Below are 22,033 nucleotides of genomic sequence, written 5' to 3'. Positions count from 1 at the left end.
AGCTATTCTACTCCGCTTTAATGGTCAATAATACGCCAAGAAACGGCAGATAACTGACCTTAAATGCCCGTTCTGCTCAACTAACATTCAGTGGGGAAATGCGTCCCACTGAATAAAGTTTCATTTTACTGTACGTGATCATCCGGCTCGATCATAATCATATCCTCACCGATTTTTCGGATTGACCGCCATCTGATCTTCGTTTCGGCGCCTTCTTTCTTCAGACCGAACCATTTATAATTCGGAATGATGAAAGATTCAATCTGTCCTGTCTTCTCATCGATTTCAAGGTCTGTCTGACCAAGCACTCCCAATCTCGCTCCCTGATTAACATCAACAATCTCTTTGGCACTGATATCTTTATACCGCATAATATCGCCCCCATTACATATATATGGGCTATGACTGAAAATTATACCCGTGATGACGCCGTCTCAGGTGCAATAAGTGCGGTAGACGGTGATTGCCGTAACGCAGAATCAATGACATGCTGCATTTTGTCATGATCAACCTTATCTATTTCTGTGATCATGTCATCCAAAGAACGGTGTTTATTCAACAGCAATTCATTTCTTCCATTGCGGCTCATCCGGCTGCTGGTGCTTTCCAGACTCAGCATCAGATTGCCCTTCAATTGTTCCTTGGTATTTGTCAGCTCTTTATCCGTCAAACCATTTTGAATCAGGTTATCCACCGTTCTATTGATTGTATCCTTTAATTGCGGCAGCTGTTCCTTCCCAGTACCAGCATAGATCGTCAATAAGCCATTATCCAAAAATGATGCATGGTACGAAAAAACAGCATATGCCAGCCCCTGCTTTTCCCGAACCTCCTGAAAAAGACGTGAACTCATACTGCCGCCAAGAACATTGTTTAAAATAATCAGACCGTACATATTTTCATCGTCTATCGGCAGGCCATTATATCCCAGACATAAATGCGCCTGTTCCGTATCCTTATGACGTTCAATCTGATTGCCCAAAAATGCCGGACGTTCCTCCATATCCGTTTGTTTGGCATTCGATTCAAAATCGCCAAAATAGTCATCTACCGTCTTCATAAATGAATTATCCACATTGCCGGCAACTGATATAACAACATTCCCGGGTGTATACCGCTCGTTTATATAGCCTCGTAATGTGTCCGGCGTAAATGAGTGTAATTGTTTTTCCGTTCCCAGAATCGGATAGCCCAATGGATGATCACCGAACGAAGCACGTGCCAATATATCGTGGACGATATCATCCGGGGTGTCTTCATACATTTTGATTTCCTCTAAAACAACTTTTTTCTCACGCTCCATCTCTTCTTCATCAAAAGATGAATTGAAAAACATATCCGCCAATATCTCCAGAGCTTTTTCCTTATGGGTGTCCATCACTTTTGCATAAAAACACGTATACTCTTTTGAGGTAAACGCATTAACCTGTCCGCCGATTGCGTCAAAAGCTTCGGCAATATCCTGAGCAGTCCTCGTACTGGTCCCTTTGAAAAACATGTGTTCCAAAAAATGGGAAATACCGTTTATTGCTTCTGTTTCATTGCGTGATCCGGTCTTCACCCATATTCCGATTGTGACAGACCTGACTGAAGGTATATTTTCCAGAACGATCCGCAGTCCGTTCCCGCTTGTATATTTTTCTACCAATGTATTTCCTCCTAAGTATCCGCTTTTGCCTTACCGTTTTGAACTTAACAAAGTGTTAAGCGTTCCAATTTTATAACCTTTTTCCTTTATGCTTCTGATCATTGAATCCAGCCCCTCGACTATTGAAGGAGTCGGGTGCATTAACAACGTTGCACCAGGGTGGATCTTGCCGTTTACTCGATTCATCATAACAGATACAGATGGATTCTTCCAATCAATCGTGTCGACACTCCAAAGAACCGTTTCCATATCCTGTTCAGCCGCCGTTTCCACTACCTGATCGTTAAAATCACCGCTAGGCGGGGCAAACCATCGGGGAGTTTCACCCGTAATGGCTTCAATTATTTCATTGGTCCGGCTGATCTGCTCCAGCATATCCTGTTTGGACAGACGTGACATAACGGGGTGATTGTAGGCATGATTTCCGATGACATGTCCCTGCTCATGAATCATCTTAACGGTATCTGTATTTTCCATCGCCCATTTTCCTTCAATAAAAAAAGTGGCCTTAACATGGTGCTCCTTTAAAATATTCAGGATGGCGGGAATATATTCTGTTCCCCATGACACGTTGATCAAAAAACCAACCATATCTTTACCGGGATTTCCGCGGTATATCGGAGCGGCTGGCAAATCATCCATCGTTATTTCGGGGGCATTCTGCTCATAGACGAGCAAAGTTTCATCAAATGTCCCATTCTTTCTCATTTGCTCATAGGATTTTTCGATATCCACTTTCACACCATTTAGTCCGGGTATTTTTTTCCACACTTTGTCGATCACAGCATTTTTGGGTGCTTCCTCATACTCTTCGCTCTTTTTTTGTATTTCATTATAGAGCGGATCGCTAGCCATGACAGATTCATCGACGACAGTGGAAAATGTCCCGGTTTCGTTTGGCTCAAAAGGGTTATACGTATAATCAAATGAAATAACAACAATCAGAATAAACACACTAATATGTACAAACGACCGATACCAGTACATTCATAACCCCCCTCACTAATCACTATGAAATGGATGGACAGGTTATGAAAATTCAAAAGCGGCAGTGCTCGAGAGCACCGCAGCATTAACTCCGGAATCGGACGGCAATTTTCACATCGTCACTTCTTCTTTCCGGCATAAAAAAGAAACTGGTTCTCCAGCTTCTTATTTCAGTAACTATGATTGTTGCTTTTCACGCTTTTCCCGTTCTTCTTTTAATACCGCTTTTCGTGAAAGATTCACGCGTCCCTGGTTATCAATTTCTTTGACTTTAACCATGATTTGATCACCGATGGACACTGCATCTTCCACTTTTTTCGTTCGTTCTTCCTGTAATTCAGATATATGGACCAAGCCATCCTTTCCTTTAAACAGTTCAACAAATGCTCCGAATTTTTCAATCCGTTTAACGGTTCCCAGGTAGATTTGGCCTGCTTCCACTTCTCGGATAAGGTCTTCAATGATCTGTTTTGCCTTCTGGTTCATTTCCGCATCAGAAGAGGAAATAAAGACACTGCCATCCTGTTCGATATCAATTTTAACGCCTGTATCATCAATGATTTGGTTAATCTGCTTTCCGCTTGGTCCGATGACATCACGAATTTTATCCGGGCTGATATGCATCGTTAAAATTTTAGGAGCATATTGTGACAGTTCGGACCTTGGTTCCTTAATCGTTGCGAGCATTGATTCAAGAATCTGCATCCGGCCATTCTTAGCCTGTGACAATGCTTCTTTCAGAATGTCTTTGGACAAGCCTTCAATCTTAATGTCCATTTGCAGTGCGGTTACGCCTTGCTCGGTTCCGGCCACTTTAAAGTCCATGTCTCCAAGTGCATCTTCCATACCCTGTATATCGGTTAAGATCGTGTAGTCATCACCCGATTTGACTAGGCCCATTGCGATACCGGCAACCGGTGCTTTTATCGGAACACCCGCATCCATCATTGCCAGTGTACTGCCGCAGATACTTGCCTGTGAAGTTGAACCATTTGATTCCAATACCTCGGATACAAGCCTGATCGTATATGGAAAGTCTTTTTCAGACGGAATGACTTTTTCAAGGGCACGTTCGCCCAATGCCCCGTGACCGATTTCCCTGCGTCCCGGTCCTCTGATGGGACCTGTTTCACCGACACTGTATTGAGGGAAGTTGTAATGGTGCATAAACCGCTTGGATTCCTCCAGGTCAAGCCCGTCCAATATTTGAACGTCTCCTAATGCTCCCAGTGTACAGACGCTCAATGCCTGGGTTTGGCCACGCGTGAACAGACCTGATCCGTGTGTTCTCGGCAAAATACCGACTCTTGATGATAATGGACGAAGCTCATCGTTTTTGCGCCCGTCAGGACGGATCTTTTCTTTTGTGATCAGCCGGCGGACTTCTTCTTTGACCATGTCATCCATAATGGACTTAACCTGATTGATGACATCTTCTCCTTCCTCTTCGAAGGATGCAAGAATGTCATCTTTTGTTTGGCTGATCGCTTCTTCCCGTTCTTTTTTGTCCTTGGTCTGGATTGCTTCAAGCAATTTGCCTCTGGCCTGTTCCTCAAGTTTGACAATCAGTTCATCATCAGCAGTCTCAGCATTGAATTCCCGTTTCTGGACTCCAACTGCTTCAATAATTGTTTCCTGAAATTCAATCAGACGGATAATTTCCTGGTGCCCGAACATAATTGCCTCAAGCATAATATCTTCAGGAACTTCATCAGCGCCTGCCTCGACCATGTTGACCGCACTTTTTGTTCCGGCAACAGTCAGATCAATATCACTTTTCTCCTCTTGCGCGACAGTCGGATTGATAACGAATTCGCCATCGACGCGTCCGACATGAACACCTGCAATCGGTTCCGAAAACGGAATATTCGATATGGAAAGTGCAATTGACGAACCAACCATTGCTGCAATTTCAGTGGAGCAGTCCTGATCGACACTCATCACCGTACTGATCACCTGTACTTCATTTCGGTACCCATCAGGGAACAGCGGACGAATCGGGCGGTCAATCAGACGAGAGGTTAATGTGGCTTTTTCACTTGGTCGGCCTTCCCGTTTAATAAAGCCGCCCGGAATTTTTCCTACCGCATACAACCGCTCCTCATAGTTAACAGTCAGCGGAAAAAACGGGAGGTCTTTCGGTTCGCTGGAAGCGGTTGCCACTGACAATACAGAGGTATCGCCATAACGGATCATACATGCCCCGTTTGCCTGTTTTGCAAGTTCTCCTGTTTCAACTGTAAATGTCCTGCCGGCTATTTCCGTGGAGAACTCTTTTTTCTCTTGTGTCATTCGTAATAAAACTCCCTTCTAAAACACTTACTGGTTTCATTTTATAGTTAATGAGCGTAAATGTAAATTTTATGTGTACACGAAGAAAAAAGCAGGATTTCTCCTGCTTTTCCTTATCGGCGTATACCAAGTTTTTTAATAAGTTCACGATAGCGTGTAACGTCTTTGTTTCGCAGGTAGTTCAGCAAGTGACGGCGCCTTCCTACCATTTTCAAAAGCCCCCGCCTTGAATGATGGTCTTTCGTGTGAACGCGTAAATGCTCGTTTAATTTAGTGATCTCTTCAGTCATTACAGCAATCTGTACTTCCGGAGATCCAGTATCATTATCATGCACCTTATATTCACTGATAATTTCATTCTTACGTTCTTTTGTGATAGCCAATCGGCTCACCTCCATTAGTTATTCATATCCCCAATCCCCTAGCAATCGCCGGAGTTACGATTTGCCAAGCGATGGTTTATGTATTTAAGGGTACATCTTTTTCAACAAAAATGCAAGAGGAAGCAAGTAATTTTACAATCCCGAATAGAAATAATCTCTGATACGTTTCTCGTCTTCCTCAATTTGTCTGATTAATTCTTCAGCACTGTCAAATTTGAGCTCCTCCCGGATATAGCGATGCCATTCCAGGACAAGCTCCTCACCATATAACTCATTATTATAGTCAAATATATTAACCTCAATAATGGGCTCGTCCCGATCTGTTGTAAACGTCGGGTTATAGCCAAGGCTCGCCATTCCCTCATACACTTCATTCTTAAAACAGACTTTGACAGCATAGACCCCGATTTTTGGCAGCAGTGCTTCAGGATCCACTTCTAAATTGGCTGTCGGAAATCCGATTTCTCTGCCGCGTTTATCGCCTTCTTTTACGGTCCCCCGGACAACCAGCGGTCTATTCAATAATTTATTGGCTTTTTCAACCTGACCGGAGTTCAGCAGTTCCCTGATCCTTGTAGAACTTATTTTTTGATTTCCGGATTGAACCTGATCAATCATCGTATAGTCAAATAAGCCCCGCGAATGTTCTTGGATTGTCTGCATGTTCCCTTTACCTTTGTGCCCATAGGAAAAGTCAAAACCGGCCACAAGGGATTTAATGTTTAGATTAATAATAAAATGGTCGATGAATGCTTGCGGCTCAAGTGATGATAATTCTTTATTAAAAGTGATGATATAGAGCCGGTCCACGTCCAATTGCTGCAGTATCTCCTGTTTTTCCCTTAATGGTGTAATGTATTGTATATGCTCGACATCTTTTTTCAGTACCACGGACGGATGCGGATGGAATGTGATAACAGCACTTTCCATGCCTTTAGACTTTGCTTCATTTACCGCAGTCTTTATCACCTCTTGATGACCCTTGTGAATCCCATCAAAAAATCCGATAGCAGCAGCTGTTTCAGGTAATTCATCCAATATTAATGTATGAGGGTAGGCTAATCTGATTGTCCGCAAATTACGTCACCTGCACTTTTTATTATTCATGATTAAATACACGCACCGGCTTCATAACATTATTATTATCCGGATGCGTCTGATAAACTGCTAAAACTTGTTTATCGAACATAACGAGAAAGGGATCAGTTTCAGGAGCCTGCTCAGGCTTAGGCAATTTTTGTCCATACAGAACCCGTTTTCGTGTATCCTTGTCCACATCAATATGCTGCATATGTGTCAGACAGCTTCCGATTGACAGCAGTAAATCTTCGTGTCTTTCTGCCTTGACTGCTTGCTCAATGTCGTTGAACGTAAAAGTATCCTCTTTATTGATTGCACCAGTCCCTGTTCTGTGCAATTCAGACATATGTGCAGGGTAGCCAAGACGGCTACCGATATCGACACAAAGTGTTCGGATATAGGTGCCTCTTGAGCATTCCACTTTCAGCCAAAAACGGTCGTTACCGTCATACTTCAACTGCTCAAGCTTGTAGATGAAAACGTTGCGTTCAGGACGTTCAACGTACTCATTTTCCCTAGCATACTCGTACAATTTTTTTCCATCAACTTTCACAGCCGAGTACATAGGGGGGATTTGCGTTATTTTCCCCCTAAATGATTGTAACACGTTTTCGATTTCCTGTTGAGATGGAGGATATATAATCTCTTTGGTTTCGACCACTTGACCATGGCTGTCTTCAGTTTCGGTCGATATTCCGAGTTTTACCGCAGTTATGTAGTTTTTTTTGGTATGAGCCAGGAAAGGGACAATTTTAGTGGCCTGGCCAATACATACAGGCAAAACACCCTCAACTTCAGGATCAAGTGTCCCTGTATGACCAACTTTTTTTAGGCGAAATAATTTGCGTATTTTCAGGACACAATCATGTGAAGTCATTCCTTTTGGTTTCCATAAGGGTAAAATACCATTCATACTATCAGCTCCAGCCTCTTTCTGAAAACATGTGGAAAAACACGGCTTTCATCGGATTTTCCCGTGAAAGCCTTCGTATTTAATCCTTTATCCAATACTTTCTTAACTGCCAAGGAAAGATCTGACCCTTTAACAAGTCAGATCAACCGGTGTTTCATAAGATTTCATTTATTTAAATCACGCAGTATTTCCTCAATACGATTGCCGTGTTCTAAGGACTCATCAAATTCAAATGTTATTTCCGGAGTTTTCCTCAGCCTAATCCGCTTGCCAATTTCCGAGCGGATAAAGCCTTTTGCTTTAGCAAGACCGACAAGCGTTTCATGTTTTTCGTCTTCACTGCCAAGAACTGAAATAAATATTTTGGCCTGCTGCAGGTCACCGGTCACTTCGACATCTGTAACGGTGACAAATCCGACACGCGGGTCTTTGATTTTTTGCCCGATAAGCTCGCCCAATTCTTTTTTTATCTGTTCTGCAACCCGATTTGCACGAATGTTACTCATTTTGCATCACCTCATTATATCGACCGTCTTCTCCAGGCTAAAGAAATTCCACATCCGTGGTTGTACGTTCAAACTCTGTATAGATGTCAATGATTTTTAATGCCGCCTGAATTACCTGCTCAGCGTGAATTTTTTCATTGGACAATGTGACAATGCCGAGCTTTGTCCGCTGCCACAAATCATGGTAATCCAATTCTGTGACAGCGACATTTAATTCGTTCCGCAATTTAGCAGTGACACGTTTTATGATGGAACGTTTTTGTTTGAGAGAACGACCTTCATACAGCATGCATTCCACTTCGGCGTAAATAATCATGTCCGTTCAATTTCTTCCATAACGAATGCTTCAAGAATATCGCCTTCTTTAATATCATTAAAGTTTTTGATCGTTATCCCGCATTCGTAGTTTTGTGCAACTTCTTTGACATCATCTTTGTAACGCTTTAATGTGTCAATCTCACCTTCTAATTGAACGACACCGTCACGGATCAGACGCACACCGGAATCACGGGTGATTTTGCCGTCGGTTACATAACTGCCGGCAATTGTTCCGATTTTGGATACTTTGAACGTTTCACGGACTTCTGCCTGACCAATCACTTTCTCTGCATATTCGGGGTCGAGCATACCTTTCATGGCTGACTCGATTTCTTCAATCGCTTTGTAAATGACACGGTGCAGCCGCACATCGACTTTTTCGGATTCAGCGGCTTTTTTCGCATTGGCATCCGGCCGCACATTAAACCCTATCACAATGGCATTAGATGCTGATGCTAAAATGATATCTGATTCCTTAATCGCGCCGACACCGGTGTGAATTATCCTGATATTGACACCTTCAACGTCTATTTTCTCAAGCGATGATGCCATCGCTTCGGCAGACCCCTGGACATCGGCTTTAATGACAACATTGATTTCTTTCATTTCACCCTGCTTAATTTGCTCAAATAAATCATCAAGGCTTACTTTCGTTGATTCTGACCGATTCTCCCTAATGTGTTTTTCCTGGCGCGCTTCACCGACCTGACGCGCTTTTTTCTCATCTTTAAATACAAGGAATTGGTCTCCGGCTTGTGGTACGCCGTTTAACCCGGTTATTTCAACAGGGGTCGATGGGTCTGCTTCTTTAACACGTCTTCCTTCATCGTTAACCATTGCACGTACACGGCCAAATGTATTACCGACAACGACTGAATCACTGACGTGCAATTTACCGTTCTGAATAAGCAGGGTCGCAACAGGGCCTTTGCCCTTATCAAGCTGGGCTTCGATAACCGTACCAAACGCATCGGCCTTCGGATTGGCTTTTAGTTCTTCCATTTCTGATACAAGAACAAGCATCTCCAGAAGATCATCGATACCTTCCCGTTTAAAAGCAGACAAGTTAACGAAGATCGTCTTGCCTCCCCAGTCTTCAGGGATCAGTTCATAATTCGTCAGTTCCTGCATGACACGGTCAGGATTAGATCCTTCTTTATCCATTTTGTTAACAGCTACGATAATCGGTACTTCAGCTGCTTTTGCGTGATTAATGGCTTCCACAGTCTGCGGCATAACACCATCGTCTGCAGCAACCACTAATACAGCAATATCTGTCACTTGAGCACCGCGGGAACGCATACTCGTGAAGGCAGCGTGGCCGGGGGTATCAAGAAATGTTATTTTCTTGCCGTCATTTTCAACCTGGTAGGCACCAATATGCTGCGTAATGCCGCCTGCTTCACCTTCAGTCACTTTTGTATGGCGAATGGCATCCAGCAATGTTGTTTTACCGTGGTCAACGTGACCCATGATTGTGACAACGGCCGGGCGTTCCTCCAAATCAGACGGATCATCTTCCTGAAGATACTTATCAAAATCAGTATCTTCCAAAATAATCTCTTTTTCAACTTCAACACCGAACTCTTCGCACAATAGTTCGACAGTATCGTCATCCAAATCCTGATTTTTGTTAGCCATGACACCCAGGAACATTAGTTTTTTAATAATTTCTGACGTACCTTTGTTTAATTTTCCTGCTAAATCAGATACAGTCAATGTATCACTATAAATAATTTTGGCCGGTGTTTCTTTGACCGGTTTTTGTTGCTGTGGTTTGGATGCAGATTTCTTGTAATTACGTTTATTCGTGTTATTTTTATGCTTCTTACTTTTGTTTTGCTGTTGCCCTTTTTTGCGTTGATTCTGATCATGCCGTTTTCCGCTTGGCCTATCTTTCGTTCCCTGATTATTGGAATTTGTCTTCGATTGATTGGGTTTATTTTGGTTTTGCTGATTATCGTTGGACTTTTCATTTTTAACAGGCTGTTTTGGTGCAAACTTTTCATCCAATTTCACAATTGTTTCGATTGAAACCGTCGACATGTGATTTTTTACATCAATATTTAAATCTTTTAAATGCTGAATGACTTCTTTGCTTGTTGTATTATTTTGCTTCGCATATTGATATATACGCATTTTGCTCATATGTCCACCCCCAAGATTGATTACCCCAGCAGCGAGTTGATTTTGGCAGCAAATCCTGAATCCAAAATAGCTACAGCTACTCTTTGGGGTTTTCCGATAGCATTCGATAGAGTTTCTCTATCATCAACTATTTCAAATGGCACTTCATAGGTTTTACATTTGTTAATGATTTTTTTTCGTGTACGGGGTCCGGCATCATTTGCCAGCAATACAAGTTTCGCTTTTCTTTGCTGAATATCTTTTACAATCGTTTCCTCCCCCAGCGAACACTTCCTGGCTCGGTAGGCCAGACCTATCAGATTTAAATAATTATCCTTCATCTGCATTCCCTTTAACGAACTCTTTTAATTCTTCATAAATCGATGATTCGATTTCCGTATTCAGCTGCCGGTTTAAAATGCCGGTTGTTTCAGCCTTTTCAATAACCGCCAGATCATTTGAAACATAGGCACCGCGCCCGTTTTTTTTGCCGGTGGGATCCACAAAAACCTCGCCTTCCTTATTACGGACGATGCGGATCAACTCTTTTTTGGGCTTCATCTCATTTGTTACAACACACTTCCGTTGCGGTATTTTCCGCTTCTTCCTAGCCATCGGACTACCCTCCTACTCTTAGAAAAACCCCGTATTCGCACCGATTCACATTGAGCACAAAGTTTTTCTGATAAGGCATGCCATGATTTATAGTCTCTGAAGTCAAAACAAGTCTTCGTTATCGTCAGAATAAGAATCATCGTCCGGTTCTTCTTCATTACCGTCAATTAAAAGTCCTTCTTCACGGGCTTGTGACTCACTTTTTATATCAATTTTCCACCCTGTTAATTTAGCAGCCAGGCGGGCATTTTGTCCGCGTTTACCGATTGCCAGTGATAACTGATAATCCGGGACAATGACGGTTGTTGCCTTATCAGCTTCATCGACCAGTACATCAACCACCTTTGACGGGCTTAATGCATTGGAAACATACACAACCGGGTCCTCTGACCATTCGACAACATCAATTTTTTCACCTTTCAATTCATCAACGATTACTTGAATACGCTGTCCTTTTTGTCCGACACAGGAACCGACAGCATCGATTTCAGGATCATCTGCATGGACCGATATTTTGGAACGATCCCCTGCTTCACGCGCTACAGATCTGATTTCTACAGTACCATCATAAATTTCCGGCACTTCCATTTCAAACAGACGTTTCAATAACCCCGGGTGAGAGCGTGAGATATAAATTTGCGGACCCTTGCTTGTGTTTTCCACTTTATTGACAAACACTTTCAGCCGGTCATGCACATAGTAGTCCTCGGCAGGCATCTGTTCGGATTCAGCAAGTTTTGCTTCAATTTTCCCAAGGTTTACGTAAACGAATCGCGAGTCTTTCCGGGAAATAATACCTGTCATGATATCCTCTTCACGGTCAACATATTCACTGAAGATGACACCTCGTTCTGCTTCCCTCACACGTTGGGTGACAACTTGCTTTGCTGCCTGAGCAGCAATACGTCCGAAATCTCTTGGTGTCACTTCGACTTCAATAACATCTTCTGCATCATAGTTGGGATCGATTTCTCTTGCTTCCTCGAGCGATATCTCTTCCAAGTTGTTTTCAACTTCTTCCGCAACTGTTTTTCGGGAAAATACACGCATTGTTGCAGATTCTTCATCAATATCCACGCGAACGTTCGCTGCAGATTTGAAGTTCTTCTTATAGGCAGAGATCAAGGCCGCTTCCAATGCCTCCATCAGGACATCCTTGTCAATTCCTTTTTCTTTTTCCAAATAATCAATCGCATCAAACAACTGATTGTTCACTTTTTCGTTTCCCCCTTTACAATGATACAGCTAATCTGGCTTTAGCTATTTTTTCGTATGGTATTTCTGCCTGTTTTTCACGGGTCTTTACTCTATAAACAACAATTGCTGTTTCATCAGTAAATTCCGTTAATATTCCTTCATATTCTTTCTCGCCATTTATTGGCTCATACAGCTTTATATAAACATTGCTGCCCACGTTTTTCTCAAAATCAGCTTTGGATTTCAGAGGACGCTCGACGCCGGGTGATGATACTTCCAAAAAATAGGCGCCATTGATCGGGTCTCTCTCGTCAAGCTTCTCACCCAGCTGCTCTGACACGATGCCGCATTCATCAATATCGACACCGCCTTCCTTATCGATATAAACCCGCAGAAACCAATTTTTTCCCTCTTTCACATATTCAACGTCTACTAAGTCCAACCCTCTTTCTTCCAATATCGGTTCAACTAATTTCTCTGTCGTTTTCACTATTTCGCTCAACACATATCCTCCTTTATTCAATTGTCATTACTGCTTAGTATGAACCATCGTACTCCATTTCATTTGTGTATGGTCCTTCTATTAATATAAAACCCCTGCCGAATGAGGTGGCAAGGGAAGACATGTGAAATGATTCAAGTATGAAGAAGGAGCGGGAAATCCCACTCCTTCAATCGTTCGTACCATTGCTTACCAATAGAACTATATCATATTGCACCTTATGTTGCAAGAAGTTGTTATATTGGCGGAGTGAGCTGTGTTTTCAAGTGACGCAGATTTCATATCCTTTAATCATATCACGAACATTTTTGCCTCGTTGGGTAATTTCAATCAAAACAAAGATAACTGATTTTTTTCAGCCATCCCCTCTAAACAGCCATGATTATCGAGGTATTCCAAAACTGTTTTGGAAATTTTGCTGCGCTGTCGAAGATCCTCTTTTGACAAGAACTCACCATCTTCACGTGCTTTAACGACATTAATCGCAGCGTTCGTGCCGAGACCGTCCACTGCATCAAAAGGCGGGATCAATGAAGCACCGTCCACGATAAATTCAGAAGCTTTTGACCGGTATAAATCAACCTTCTGGAACGAATAGCCCCGTTCACACATTTCCAGCGCTACTTCCAGGACAGTGAGCAGACTTTTTTCTTTTGGCGAAGCATCAATACCTTTATTCATAATAGCTTCAATCCGCTGTCTGATGGCACTGGACCCCTGAATCATCGTGTCCAGTTCAAAATCACCTGCCCGGACTGAAAAGTAAGCTGCATAGAAATAAATTGGGTAGTGCACTTTAAAATAGGCGATTCGTACGGCCATTAGAACATAGGCGGCAGCATGGGCTTTCGGGAACATGTATTTAATCTTTTTGCATGATTCAATATACCAATCCGGTACACCATGCTTTTTCATTTCCTCGATCCATTCGTCCTTCAGTCCTCTGCCTTTACGCACATATTCCATAATCGTAAAGGCAAGTGACGGCTCCAGCCCTTTGTGAAGCAAATACACCATAATGTCATCACGACAGCCAATAACATCCGGCAATTCACAAATACCTTCATTAATCAGCTCTTCCGCATTACCCAGCCACACGTCAGTGCCATGGGATAAGCCCGATATAATAACGAGTTCAGCAAAGGTATCCGGTTTCGTATCCTCGAGCATTTGTCTTACAAATCTCGTGCCAAACTCCGGTACACCCAATGTGCCTGTCTTGCAATTGATTTGTTCAGGCGTAATACCCAATGATTCCGGACCGGAAAATATCTTCATGACTTCATCATCATCGGTCGGGATTGTTTTGGGATCGATCCCGCTTAAATCCTGCAGCATCCGGATCACAGTCGGATCATCATGTCCGAGTATGTCCAGCTTCAGCAGATTATCATCAATCGAATGGAAATCAAAATGAGTCGTCTGCCATTCACTTTTCCGGTCATCAGCCGGATATTGAATCGGTGTGAAATCAAAAATCTCCTTATCCTCAGGGACAACTATGATCCCGCCCGGGTGCTGGCCGGTTGTTCGTTTCACACCCGTACAGCCTTGCACAAGGCGATCGATTTCCGCATTTTTATAGACAAGCTGTTTGTCTGAGGCATAGCCTTTCACATATCCATAAGCCGTTTTTTCTGCGATGGTGCCGATCGTTCCGGCACGAAACACTTTCTCTTCGCCAAACAGGACCTTTGTGTAGTTATGAGCCCTCGGCTGATATTCTCCCGAGAAATTCAAATCAATATCCGGCACTTTATCACCTTTGAAACCAAGGAACGTCTCAAATGGAATATCATGCCCGTCTTTTGTTAACGGCTTGCCGCAGTCCGGACATTCCTTATCTTTTAAATCAAAACCGCTGCCGATAGATCCATCTGTTATAAACTCGTGATAGTGACAATCAGTACAGACATAATGCGGCGGCAATGGATTGACTTCGGTTATTTCCGACATGGTGGCTACAAGGGAAGAGCCGACCGATCCGCGGGAACCAACCAGATATCCATCATCAAGTGACTTTTTAACCAGTTTATGAGAAATCAGGTAAATAACCGAAAAACCATGTCCTATAATGCTGGAGAGCTCCTTTTCAAGCCTGTCCGTTACGATTTCCGGAACCGGTTCACCATAAATCTCTCTGGCGCGATTGTAACAAAGGTCACGCATTTCCTGTTCGGCACCTTCGATTGTCGGTGTAAACAGACCATCCTTAACCGGGGATACCCCTTCAATTTCATCCGCCAAAGCCTTCGTGTTATTAACTACGATTTCCTTTGCTTTATCTTTTCCAAGAAAACCAAAACGATCAATCATTTCACTGGTTGTCCGAAATGATGTATCTGGAAGTGTTTGCCTGTTTAATGGATTACCAGCCTGTGATGCAATCAGAATTTGCCGGTAGATTTTATCATGTTCTTCGAGATGATGAACATTTCCTGTTGCCAGAACAGGTTTATTCATACGTTCACCCATCTCGGTCAGTTTTGAAATGATATCCAGAATCTGTGACTCATTCTGAACAAGTTCCTTCTCAATTAAGTGAGCATAGTTGGAAGGCGGCTGAACTTCAATATAATCATAGAATTCGGCTGCTTTTTCAGCTTCATCCGTCGATTTCTGCATCATTGTCTCAAAAACTTCGCCCTGGTCACAGGCCGTTCCGACAAGAATCCCATTCCGGTGTTTTTGCAGAAGTGATCTTGGAATCCGGGGCACCCGGTAGAAGTAATTAACATGCGCATAAGAAACCAGCTTATAAAGGTTTTTCATACCTTCCTGTGTACGAGCAATCAATGTGCAATGTGATGGGCGCGAGCGTTTATAAGCATCTCCTTCACCCATATGATTGTTTAATTGATTATGGCTGACAATTTCTTTTTCAAGTAAACCTTGTACAAGTTTCCATAATAAATAACCAGTAGCCTCTGCATCATAGATTGCGCGGTGATGCTGGGTCAGTTCGATATCCAAATGCTTGCACATCGTATTCAGCCGGTGATTCTTCAATTCCGGATATAAAAAGCGTGAAAGTTCCAGTGTATCGATAACAGGGTTAGCTACTTTAGCATAGTCAACCCTTTGAAATCCCTGGTTTAAAAAACCGATGTCAAAACTCGCATTATGTGCCACCAGGATGCTATCATCCATCCACTCATGAAAATCTTTTAAAACATCATCAATTTCGGGCGCATCTTTGACCATATCTTCCGTAATCCCGGTCAGATCTATTGTCGTTTGTGACAGCGGCTGGTGTGGGTTGGCGAATGACTCAAATCGATCAACCACCTCTCCCTGATGAATTTTTACGCCAGCAAGTTCAATAATTGTATCATAAACGGCAGAAAGTCCTGTTGTTTCGACGTCAAACACGACGTATGTGCCCTCAGCCAAACCAACATCACTCTCGTTATAGGCAATCGGCACCCCGTCATCAACTAAATTGGCCTCAACGCCATATATAACTTTAAGACCATGCTTCTCACCGGCAGCATGAGCCTCAGGAAATCCCTGGACACCGCCATGGTCGGTGATTGCGATTGCTTTATGCCCCCAGCTTGCCGCTTGCCCAATGAGTGCTGATGGCGAAACAACAGCATCCAGCTGGCTCATTGTTGTGTGGGCATGAAATTCGATGCGTTTTTCGTCATCAGGAGCATCGTCCATGCGTATCGCTACCTTGACCTCGTGTATATCATTGGCCATCATGGCTAGTTCATTTGTGTACATGTCCGTCTGAATACTGCCTCTTGCCTTAATCCACATACCTTCCTTCAACTGTTCAAAAACGTGAGCATCGTCGTCACCTTTGGAAAACATTTTAATTTGCAATGAATCTGTGTAGTCAGTTGCTTTTACAATTAATAAGCTCCGTCCGGAACGCAGCTGGCGAATTTCAGATGAAAAAACATAGCCTTGTACCGTTACACGCCGTTCCTCATCCTGGATCTCTTCCATCGGCATTGGTTCATCCTGAATTTTATAACCAAGCATGACCGGCTTGTTTTGTTCAGCCTGCTGACGGTCATGATCACGTTTTTCTTTTTGCTGCATGGTTTTCAAAACCAGTTCCTGATCTTCCAACGCTTTTTGCTCCCTGAACTTTTTCAGTTCGCCAGCTTCATTTTTAACTTCTATTTCCAGTGAAAACAGCGATGCTCCGATTTTATGGCAAAAATCCTGAAATGGTTTTTCGAGACGTTTTTTAAGCGCATTGCCTTCAGCTTCATTCCTTGCAGTTAACATAATCTTATTATTGTTAACACCTGGAACCTGATCAAAAACAAGATCTTTATACGCTGGTGATAAAATGGATACTGACTGAAGGAAATGCTGCCAGTAAGCTATTACGGTTTCTTCAGCACACTCCTTGTTGTCTGTGTACAATGTCCATTCAATCTGCGCAAATTGCTGAAACGTTTCCTGTAATTTGGCAGATAGCAGTGCATATATTTCTGTTGGCAGCAGCTGGTTAAGGCGAATATGAAAATGCCACGTTTTTGATTGCTTATGTACTTCCAGTTTAACCAATTGACTATCTTTAAAGTGAGCATCCGTCTGCTCCCCGGAAATTCCCATTTGTTCCAGCAGCAAATTCATTTTCTCTTTTTTTGAAATATCCATCATAGTTCCTCCTGATATTGTTAGCCCCCGACAATAAAGTGAAACTTCATTCAGTGGGTGGTTTTTCCCCGCTGAATATTAGTTGAACAGAATCGGACATATACGGATAATCAGCCGGTGTTCTTTGGCGGATGACTATCCGTTATATGCGGGATAATGATGGAAAACCCCTGCCAGAAAGATAGACAAGGGTTTTACCTTAAGTTTAAGCGATTCCTATTATCGATTTCACCTTATGACGCCAATCTTCCAATCTTTCCAGCTTACAAGAATAAACGCTGAATGTCATTCCATGTGACAACAATCATCAGCAGCATCAGCAACGCGAAACCGACGAAATGGACGATCCCTTCTTTTTGCGGATCAATCGGCTTTCCGCGAACTGCTTCAATACCTACAAACAGCAGTCGTCCACCGTCAAGTGCCGGAAGCGGCACTAAGTTGACAATCCCCAAGTTAACACTCAATATCGCGGTCCACATCAAAAACGTCATAAAACCGGATTGGACAACCTGATCTGTTGCATCATAGATTCCTACAGGACCGGATAGAACATCAATGGGTAATTGCCCGGTTATCAGCATAGTCAGGTTAGTAAGAATCAAAGTTGTCGTTTCATACGCCCGTTCAAACCCGTACGGAAACGATCTGATGAATGATTTTTCTGATGCCTGCCGGACCCCTACCTGTCCGATTGTGATACCTTGCCCCTCAATTTTGGCGGGTGTTATGGTCAACATCTCTGTACCATCGTCACGCTGTACTGTCATGGTAAGTTCTTCGCCCGGGTTATTTTCAACAATATCGGTAAACCCCTCCCAGGTTGAAATGGCGTTTCCATTTATTTGCACAACTTCATCACCAACCTGGATGCCTGCTTCTTCTGCAGGGCTGTCAGACTGTACACTGGCTATTTTTGCCTCGTCAACCGGCACCCCCTGAACCAATCCGACGATAATGAATATAACAATCGCCAGCACAAAGTTCATCAATGGACCTGCGAATAATTGCATTCCACGTTTGCCGACACTTTTAGAAGCAAATTGCCGGTCAAATGGGGCGATTTGTGTTTCTTCTTCATCCATCACAAAGAATGCTTTGCGATCTACCTGAAAGCTTAACTTCTCATCTTCCTCATCGGGTTCATACCCTTGAATGAGCAGCTCATGATCCAAATCCGCATGTTCAACCTCAATAATACGCGCATTGGGATGTTTCGATTTATGATTAACAATGATTTTATTTACTTTGCCTTCATCATTAAATTCCAGACCAATATGCTGACCGGGTTTCAATTCAATGATTTCCGGATCCTCACCTGCTACCCTCACATAACCGCCAATTGGCAGCAGGCGGATTGTATAGACCGTTTCATTTTTAGTAAAGGCAAAAACCTTTGGGCCAAAACCAATTGCAAACTCACGCGCCAGCATTCCTGCCCTTTTTGCAAAAATTAAATGACCGAATTCATGGATAAACACAAGCAGTCCAAACATGAATATAAAAGCTATAACTGTGGTCAAACGAAGCACCGTCCTTTATATGATAAAGGTTATTTATGATACAAACTATTATCTTCCGGGCTATTCCATCCTATTCTTTGACATCGGTATTACGTAAAAAAATTGATGAAATGCAAAAGCGGCAACGCGAATAAAAGACTGTCCAGCCGATCAAGGATACCGCCATGGCCCGGCAGCAAGTTCCCTGAGTCTTTAACTCCATAATGGCGTTTAAAAGCCGATTCAACCAAATCGCCTATCTGGCCGGCAATTGACACCAGAACTGAAACTGCTATTACAATTATCATATCATATGGAAACGGAAAGGCGATATGAAAAATCATGCCAATAACGACAGCCAGTACAATTCCGCCAAGAGCCCCTTCGATTGTTTTGTTCGGGCTTATTTCCGGCCATAATTTATGCTTGCCAAACGCACGCCCGCAAAAATATGCACCCGTATCCGTCGCCCAAATCACAACCAATACATAAAAAATGTTTGCTAAGCCGGCTGGAGCACTGCCGTCTCTTGTTTCGAGCAGGTAAAAGAAGCCCATTCCGACATACGTTATTGCCAACAAGACAAAACCGGCATCATCAAATGTAAACTTATTCTTTGCCATTACGGTATATGACAACAGGAATAAAACAAAAATCATAAACACTTCAATTTTTTCGAATCCAAGCAAAAAATGCGAAGAATCAGGAAGCATCAGCAGCCATAAAGACAGAAGCGCAAAAATGGCAGGAGTATAGTAATGACTGATTTGGCGCATACGGATCAATTCAAACAATGCTATCGATGCCAGCAAGTAAACTAATAATTGAAAAATAATGCCGCCTATCACAACCGCAGGAATAAATATAAGAAATGCCAATAATGCTGTTATGGTTCGCTCTTTCATAGCTCGTTCAACACCTTATACACCTCCATAGCGCCGTTTCCTCTGCTGGTAGTCATGCAGTGCCTCCTTAAACATCTCATCCGAAAAATCGGGCCAAAGCACTTCTGTAAACCAAAATTCGGAATAGGCGAGCTGCCACAGCAAAAAATTGCTTAACCGCTGTTCACCGCTCGTCCGGATTAATAAATCCGGATCCGATAATCCGGTCGTATAGAGGTATTCTGAAAATGTATGTTCATCAAGTTTATCCAGTGTAAGCTTTGTGCTGTCAATGTCTGTTATAATTTGCCTGATAGCTTGTATTATTTCAAATCTACTACCATAGTTTAAAGCAAAATTTAATAATAATCCATCATTATCTTTTGTCTGTTCTTTGGCATAGCGTACAGCTTCCTTTGTATGACCCGGAAGTACATCGAAATTGCCAATGGTATCAATTTTGACATTGTTATCAATCAGCTCGGGCAAGTAAATATGTAAAAATTCTTTGGGTAAACCTAAAAGATAATCAACTTCTGACTTTGGGCGTCGCCAATTTTCTGTTGAAAAGGCGTATAGTGTCAGAACTTTAACATGGCAGTTCACAGCCGTCTTAACTACCTTTTTAACAACTTCCATGCCTTCTTTATGACCGGCAATCCGGGGAAGGCCCCGTTTTTTTGCCCATCGTCCATTTCCGTCCATAATAATGGCTACATGTTCCGGTATATTATCAAGGTCCGTCTCTTCTGTCACCTTCGTTTTTTTATTTTTAAAAAAGGGAAGTTTCATTGGCATAATTTGTCCTCCGATATCGTTGATGAAGCCTGTATATCATGAAAATAAATCCGCGATATTATTATCCTATTATGTTGAATTACCATTATATCACTTTAATTCGCAAATTTTATGATGAATTCCTTAAAATATAAGAAAAACCCAGCTTAACAGCAAAAGTCTGTGCTTTTCCTATACTTTAAGGAATTCCGGATTTAAGTTCTTTACATCCGGACGATTTTTATGCCGGTGGAAACAAAAGCCCTCTTAGACAAGAGGGCCACAACAGCTTATTTGACTAAATCTTCATCCTTAGACTTCCAATATTTCTTTTTCTTTGTTTTTAACGTACTCTTCGATTTTATTAATGTGTTTATCTGTTTCTTTTTGAACATTATCCTGCTCTCTTTTCAGGTCATCTTCTGTCAGATCACCATTCTTCTCGGCTTTTTTCAGCTGGTCATTGGATTCCCGCCGGACATTTCTCACCTGTATACGCGCTTCTTCAGCGTATTTACCAACAACTTTCACCAATTCTTTACGACGTTCTTCCGTCAGTGCCGGTATATTAATTCGAATTACATTTCCATCACTGGACGGGGATAATCCTAAATCAGCTTTTTGAATCGCTTTTTCAATATTACTCACTGACGATTTGTCGAATGGTGTAATGACGAGAAGCCTTGCTTCAGGTGCAGAAATCGTTGCCAGCTGGTTTAGCGGTGTTGCAGCACCATAATAATCGACAATAACGGTGTCCAGAATTGACGGATTTGCCCGTCCCGCACGAATTGTTGCGAGGTTTTTAGAAAAAGCCTGCACAGCCTGTTCCATTTTACTTCGTGTTTCTTTAATAATTTGATCGGACATGGTCAGTCCCCCTTTATTGTTGTGCCAATTGGGTCGCCTTGAACGACACGTTTAATATTGCCTTCTTCTGTAATGGAGAAGACGATTAATTGAATATCATTATCCATACAAAGTGATGATGCGGTGGAGTCCATAACTCCAAGGCCTTCATTCAGCATTTTCATATAGGAAATCTCTGTATATTTTTCCGCGGTCTTATTAACTTTCGGGTCATCGGAATACACACCATCTACATTGTTTTTAGCCATCAGAATGACTTCAGCTTCAATTTCAGCAGCTCTTAATGCCGCTGTTGTATCAGTTGAAAAATAAGGGTTTCCGGTTCCTGCAGCAAAAATGACAACGCGTTTCTTTTCAAGATGGCGTATTGCTTTTCTTCTTATATAAGGTTCTGCCACCTGGCGCATTTCAATCGATGTTTGAACACGTGTTGGAATCCCGTTATTCTCAAGACTGTCCTGAAGCGCAAGGGAATTCATAATGGTAGCGAGCATGCCCATGTAATCAGCTGTCGCACGATCCATCCCCATTTCACTCCCGACTTTGCCGCGCCAGATATTTCCGCCGCCAACGACTACAGCCACTTCCACGCCCAATTCAGCAACCCCTTTTATTTGGGATGCAACCGATTGGATCACTTGCGGTTCAATTCCATAGCCTTGTTCGCCGCTTAATGCTTCACCACTTAATTTTAACACAATTCTACGGTATCGAGCTGTTGTCATGATTACCTCCATCGGGATTATATAGTGTTTTAAGTATCAACAAGGGTTCTGTCGCTTTATTTCTCATGTATTAGCGAAATAGGG

The 22,033-nt window shown here is 42.5% G+C and carries 20 protein-coding genes; all 20 read right to left on the bottom strand.

Going from position 1 to position 22,033, the window contains the following annotated elements; translation table 11 throughout:
* Nucleotides 1-125: 125 nt before the first annotated feature.
* Complete coding sequence (locus VK097_RS05370) at nt 126-371, bottom strand: YlmC/YmxH family sporulation protein (RefSeq protein WP_324210779.1); 246 nt, start codon at nt 369-371, stop codon at nt 126-128.
* A gap of 41 nt (nt 372-412) precedes the next feature.
* Nucleotides 413-1,648 (bottom strand): M16 family metallopeptidase, encoded by a 1,236-nt coding sequence (locus VK097_RS05365; RefSeq protein WP_324210778.1) that lies wholly within the window; start codon nt 1,646-1,648, stop codon nt 413-415.
* 30 nt (nt 1,649-1,678) lie between these two features.
* Nucleotides 1,679-2,635 (bottom strand): polysaccharide deacetylase family protein, encoded by a 957-nt coding sequence (locus tag VK097_RS05360; protein ID WP_324210777.1) that lies wholly within the window; start codon nt 2,633-2,635, stop codon nt 1,679-1,681.
* Nucleotides 2,636-2,812: 177 nt separating this feature from the next.
* Nucleotides 2,813-4,927, bottom strand: a complete 2,115-nt coding sequence (locus VK097_RS05355) for a polyribonucleotide nucleotidyltransferase (protein WP_324210776.1) — start codon at nt 4,925-4,927, stop codon at nt 2,813-2,815.
* A gap of 113 nt (nt 4,928-5,040) precedes the next feature.
* Entirely contained in the window at nt 5,041-5,310 is a 270-nt protein-coding gene (gene rpsO, locus VK097_RS05350) for a 30S ribosomal protein S15 (protein WP_324210775.1), read from the bottom strand.
* 132 nt (nt 5,311-5,442) lie between these two features.
* Nucleotides 5,443-6,387, bottom strand: coding sequence for a riboflavin biosynthesis protein RibF (gene ribF / locus VK097_RS05345; RefSeq protein ID WP_324210774.1), 945 nt, complete (start codon nt 6,385-6,387; stop codon nt 5,443-5,445).
* Nucleotides 6,388-6,409: 22 nt separating this feature from the next.
* Nucleotides 6,410-7,303, bottom strand: coding sequence for a tRNA pseudouridine(55) synthase TruB (gene truB, locus VK097_RS05340; protein ID WP_324210773.1), 894 nt, complete (start codon nt 7,301-7,303; stop codon nt 6,410-6,412).
* Between the two features lie 164 nt (nt 7,304-7,467).
* Nucleotides 7,468-7,809 carry a 30S ribosome-binding factor RbfA gene (gene rbfA / locus VK097_RS05335; protein WP_324210772.1) on the bottom strand — a complete coding sequence of 114 codons (342 nt, stop codon included), beginning with the start codon at nt 7,807-7,809 and terminating at the stop codon, nt 7,468-7,470.
* A 37-nt stretch (nt 7,810-7,846) separates the two neighbouring features.
* Nucleotides 7,847-8,125, bottom strand: a complete 279-nt coding sequence (locus VK097_RS05330) for a DUF503 domain-containing protein (RefSeq protein WP_324210771.1) — start codon at nt 8,123-8,125, stop codon at nt 7,847-7,849.
* Nucleotides 8,122-10,275, bottom strand: coding sequence for a translation initiation factor IF-2 (gene infB, locus VK097_RS05325; protein ID WP_324210770.1), 2,154 nt, complete (start codon nt 10,273-10,275; stop codon nt 8,122-8,124). The genes VK097_RS05330 and infB overlap by 4 nt, the downstream gene beginning before the upstream one ends.
* A gap of 20 nt (nt 10,276-10,295) precedes the next feature.
* Nucleotides 10,296-10,595 carry a L7Ae/L30e/S12e/Gadd45 family ribosomal protein gene (locus VK097_RS05320; protein WP_324210769.1) on the bottom strand — a complete coding sequence of 100 codons (300 nt, stop codon included), beginning with the start codon at nt 10,593-10,595 and terminating at the stop codon, nt 10,296-10,298.
* Nucleotides 10,585-10,869 carry an RNase P modulator RnpM gene (gene rnpM / locus VK097_RS05315; protein ID WP_324210768.1) on the bottom strand — a complete coding sequence of 95 codons (285 nt, stop codon included), beginning with the start codon at nt 10,867-10,869 and terminating at the stop codon, nt 10,585-10,587. Before rnpM ends, VK097_RS05320 begins: the two co-directional genes overlap by 11 nt.
* Before the next feature lie 102 nt (nt 10,870-10,971).
* Nucleotides 10,972-12,084 carry a transcription termination factor NusA gene (gene nusA, locus VK097_RS05310; protein WP_324210767.1) on the bottom strand — a complete coding sequence of 371 codons (1,113 nt, stop codon included), beginning with the start codon at nt 12,082-12,084 and terminating at the stop codon, nt 10,972-10,974.
* 16 nt (nt 12,085-12,100) lie between these two features.
* Entirely contained in the window at nt 12,101-12,568 is a 468-nt protein-coding gene (rimP, locus tag VK097_RS05305; protein ID WP_414672157.1) for a ribosome maturation factor RimP, read from the bottom strand.
* 330 nt (nt 12,569-12,898) lie between these two features.
* Nucleotides 12,899-17,191 carry a PolC-type DNA polymerase III gene (locus tag VK097_RS05300; RefSeq protein ID WP_324210766.1) on the bottom strand — a complete coding sequence of 1,431 codons (4,293 nt, stop codon included), beginning with the start codon at nt 17,189-17,191 and terminating at the stop codon, nt 12,899-12,901.
* Between the two features lie 263 nt (nt 17,192-17,454).
* Nucleotides 17,455-18,714 carry an RIP metalloprotease RseP gene (gene rseP / locus VK097_RS05295; protein ID WP_324210765.1) on the bottom strand — a complete coding sequence of 420 codons (1,260 nt, stop codon included), beginning with the start codon at nt 18,712-18,714 and terminating at the stop codon, nt 17,455-17,457.
* Nucleotides 18,715-18,803: 89 nt separating this feature from the next.
* Nucleotides 18,804-19,598, bottom strand: coding sequence for a phosphatidate cytidylyltransferase (locus VK097_RS05290; RefSeq protein WP_324210764.1), 795 nt, complete (start codon nt 19,596-19,598; stop codon nt 18,804-18,806).
* A 15-nt stretch (nt 19,599-19,613) separates the two neighbouring features.
* Nucleotides 19,614-20,375, bottom strand: a complete 762-nt coding sequence (gene uppS / locus VK097_RS05285) for an undecaprenyl pyrophosphate synthase (RefSeq protein WP_324210763.1) — start codon at nt 20,373-20,375, stop codon at nt 19,614-19,616.
* A 291-nt stretch (nt 20,376-20,666) separates the two neighbouring features.
* Nucleotides 20,667-21,224 (bottom strand): ribosome recycling factor, encoded by a 558-nt coding sequence (gene frr, locus VK097_RS05280; protein ID WP_324210762.1) that lies wholly within the window; start codon nt 21,222-21,224, stop codon nt 20,667-20,669.
* A 2-nt stretch (nt 21,225-21,226) separates the two neighbouring features.
* Nucleotides 21,227-21,949 carry a UMP kinase gene (gene pyrH / locus VK097_RS05275; protein WP_324210761.1) on the bottom strand — a complete coding sequence of 241 codons (723 nt, stop codon included), beginning with the start codon at nt 21,947-21,949 and terminating at the stop codon, nt 21,227-21,229.
* Nucleotides 21,950-22,033 lie beyond the last annotated feature (84 nt).

The sequence above is a fragment of the Lentibacillus sp. genome (assembly GCF_035301675.1).
In the GTDB taxonomy this organism is placed as follows: Bacteria; Bacillota; Bacilli; order Bacillales; family Amphibacillaceae; genus Lentibacillus.
Note: the sequence above shows the minus strand (reverse complement) of the source record. Positions and strands in the feature narration are given on the sequence as shown.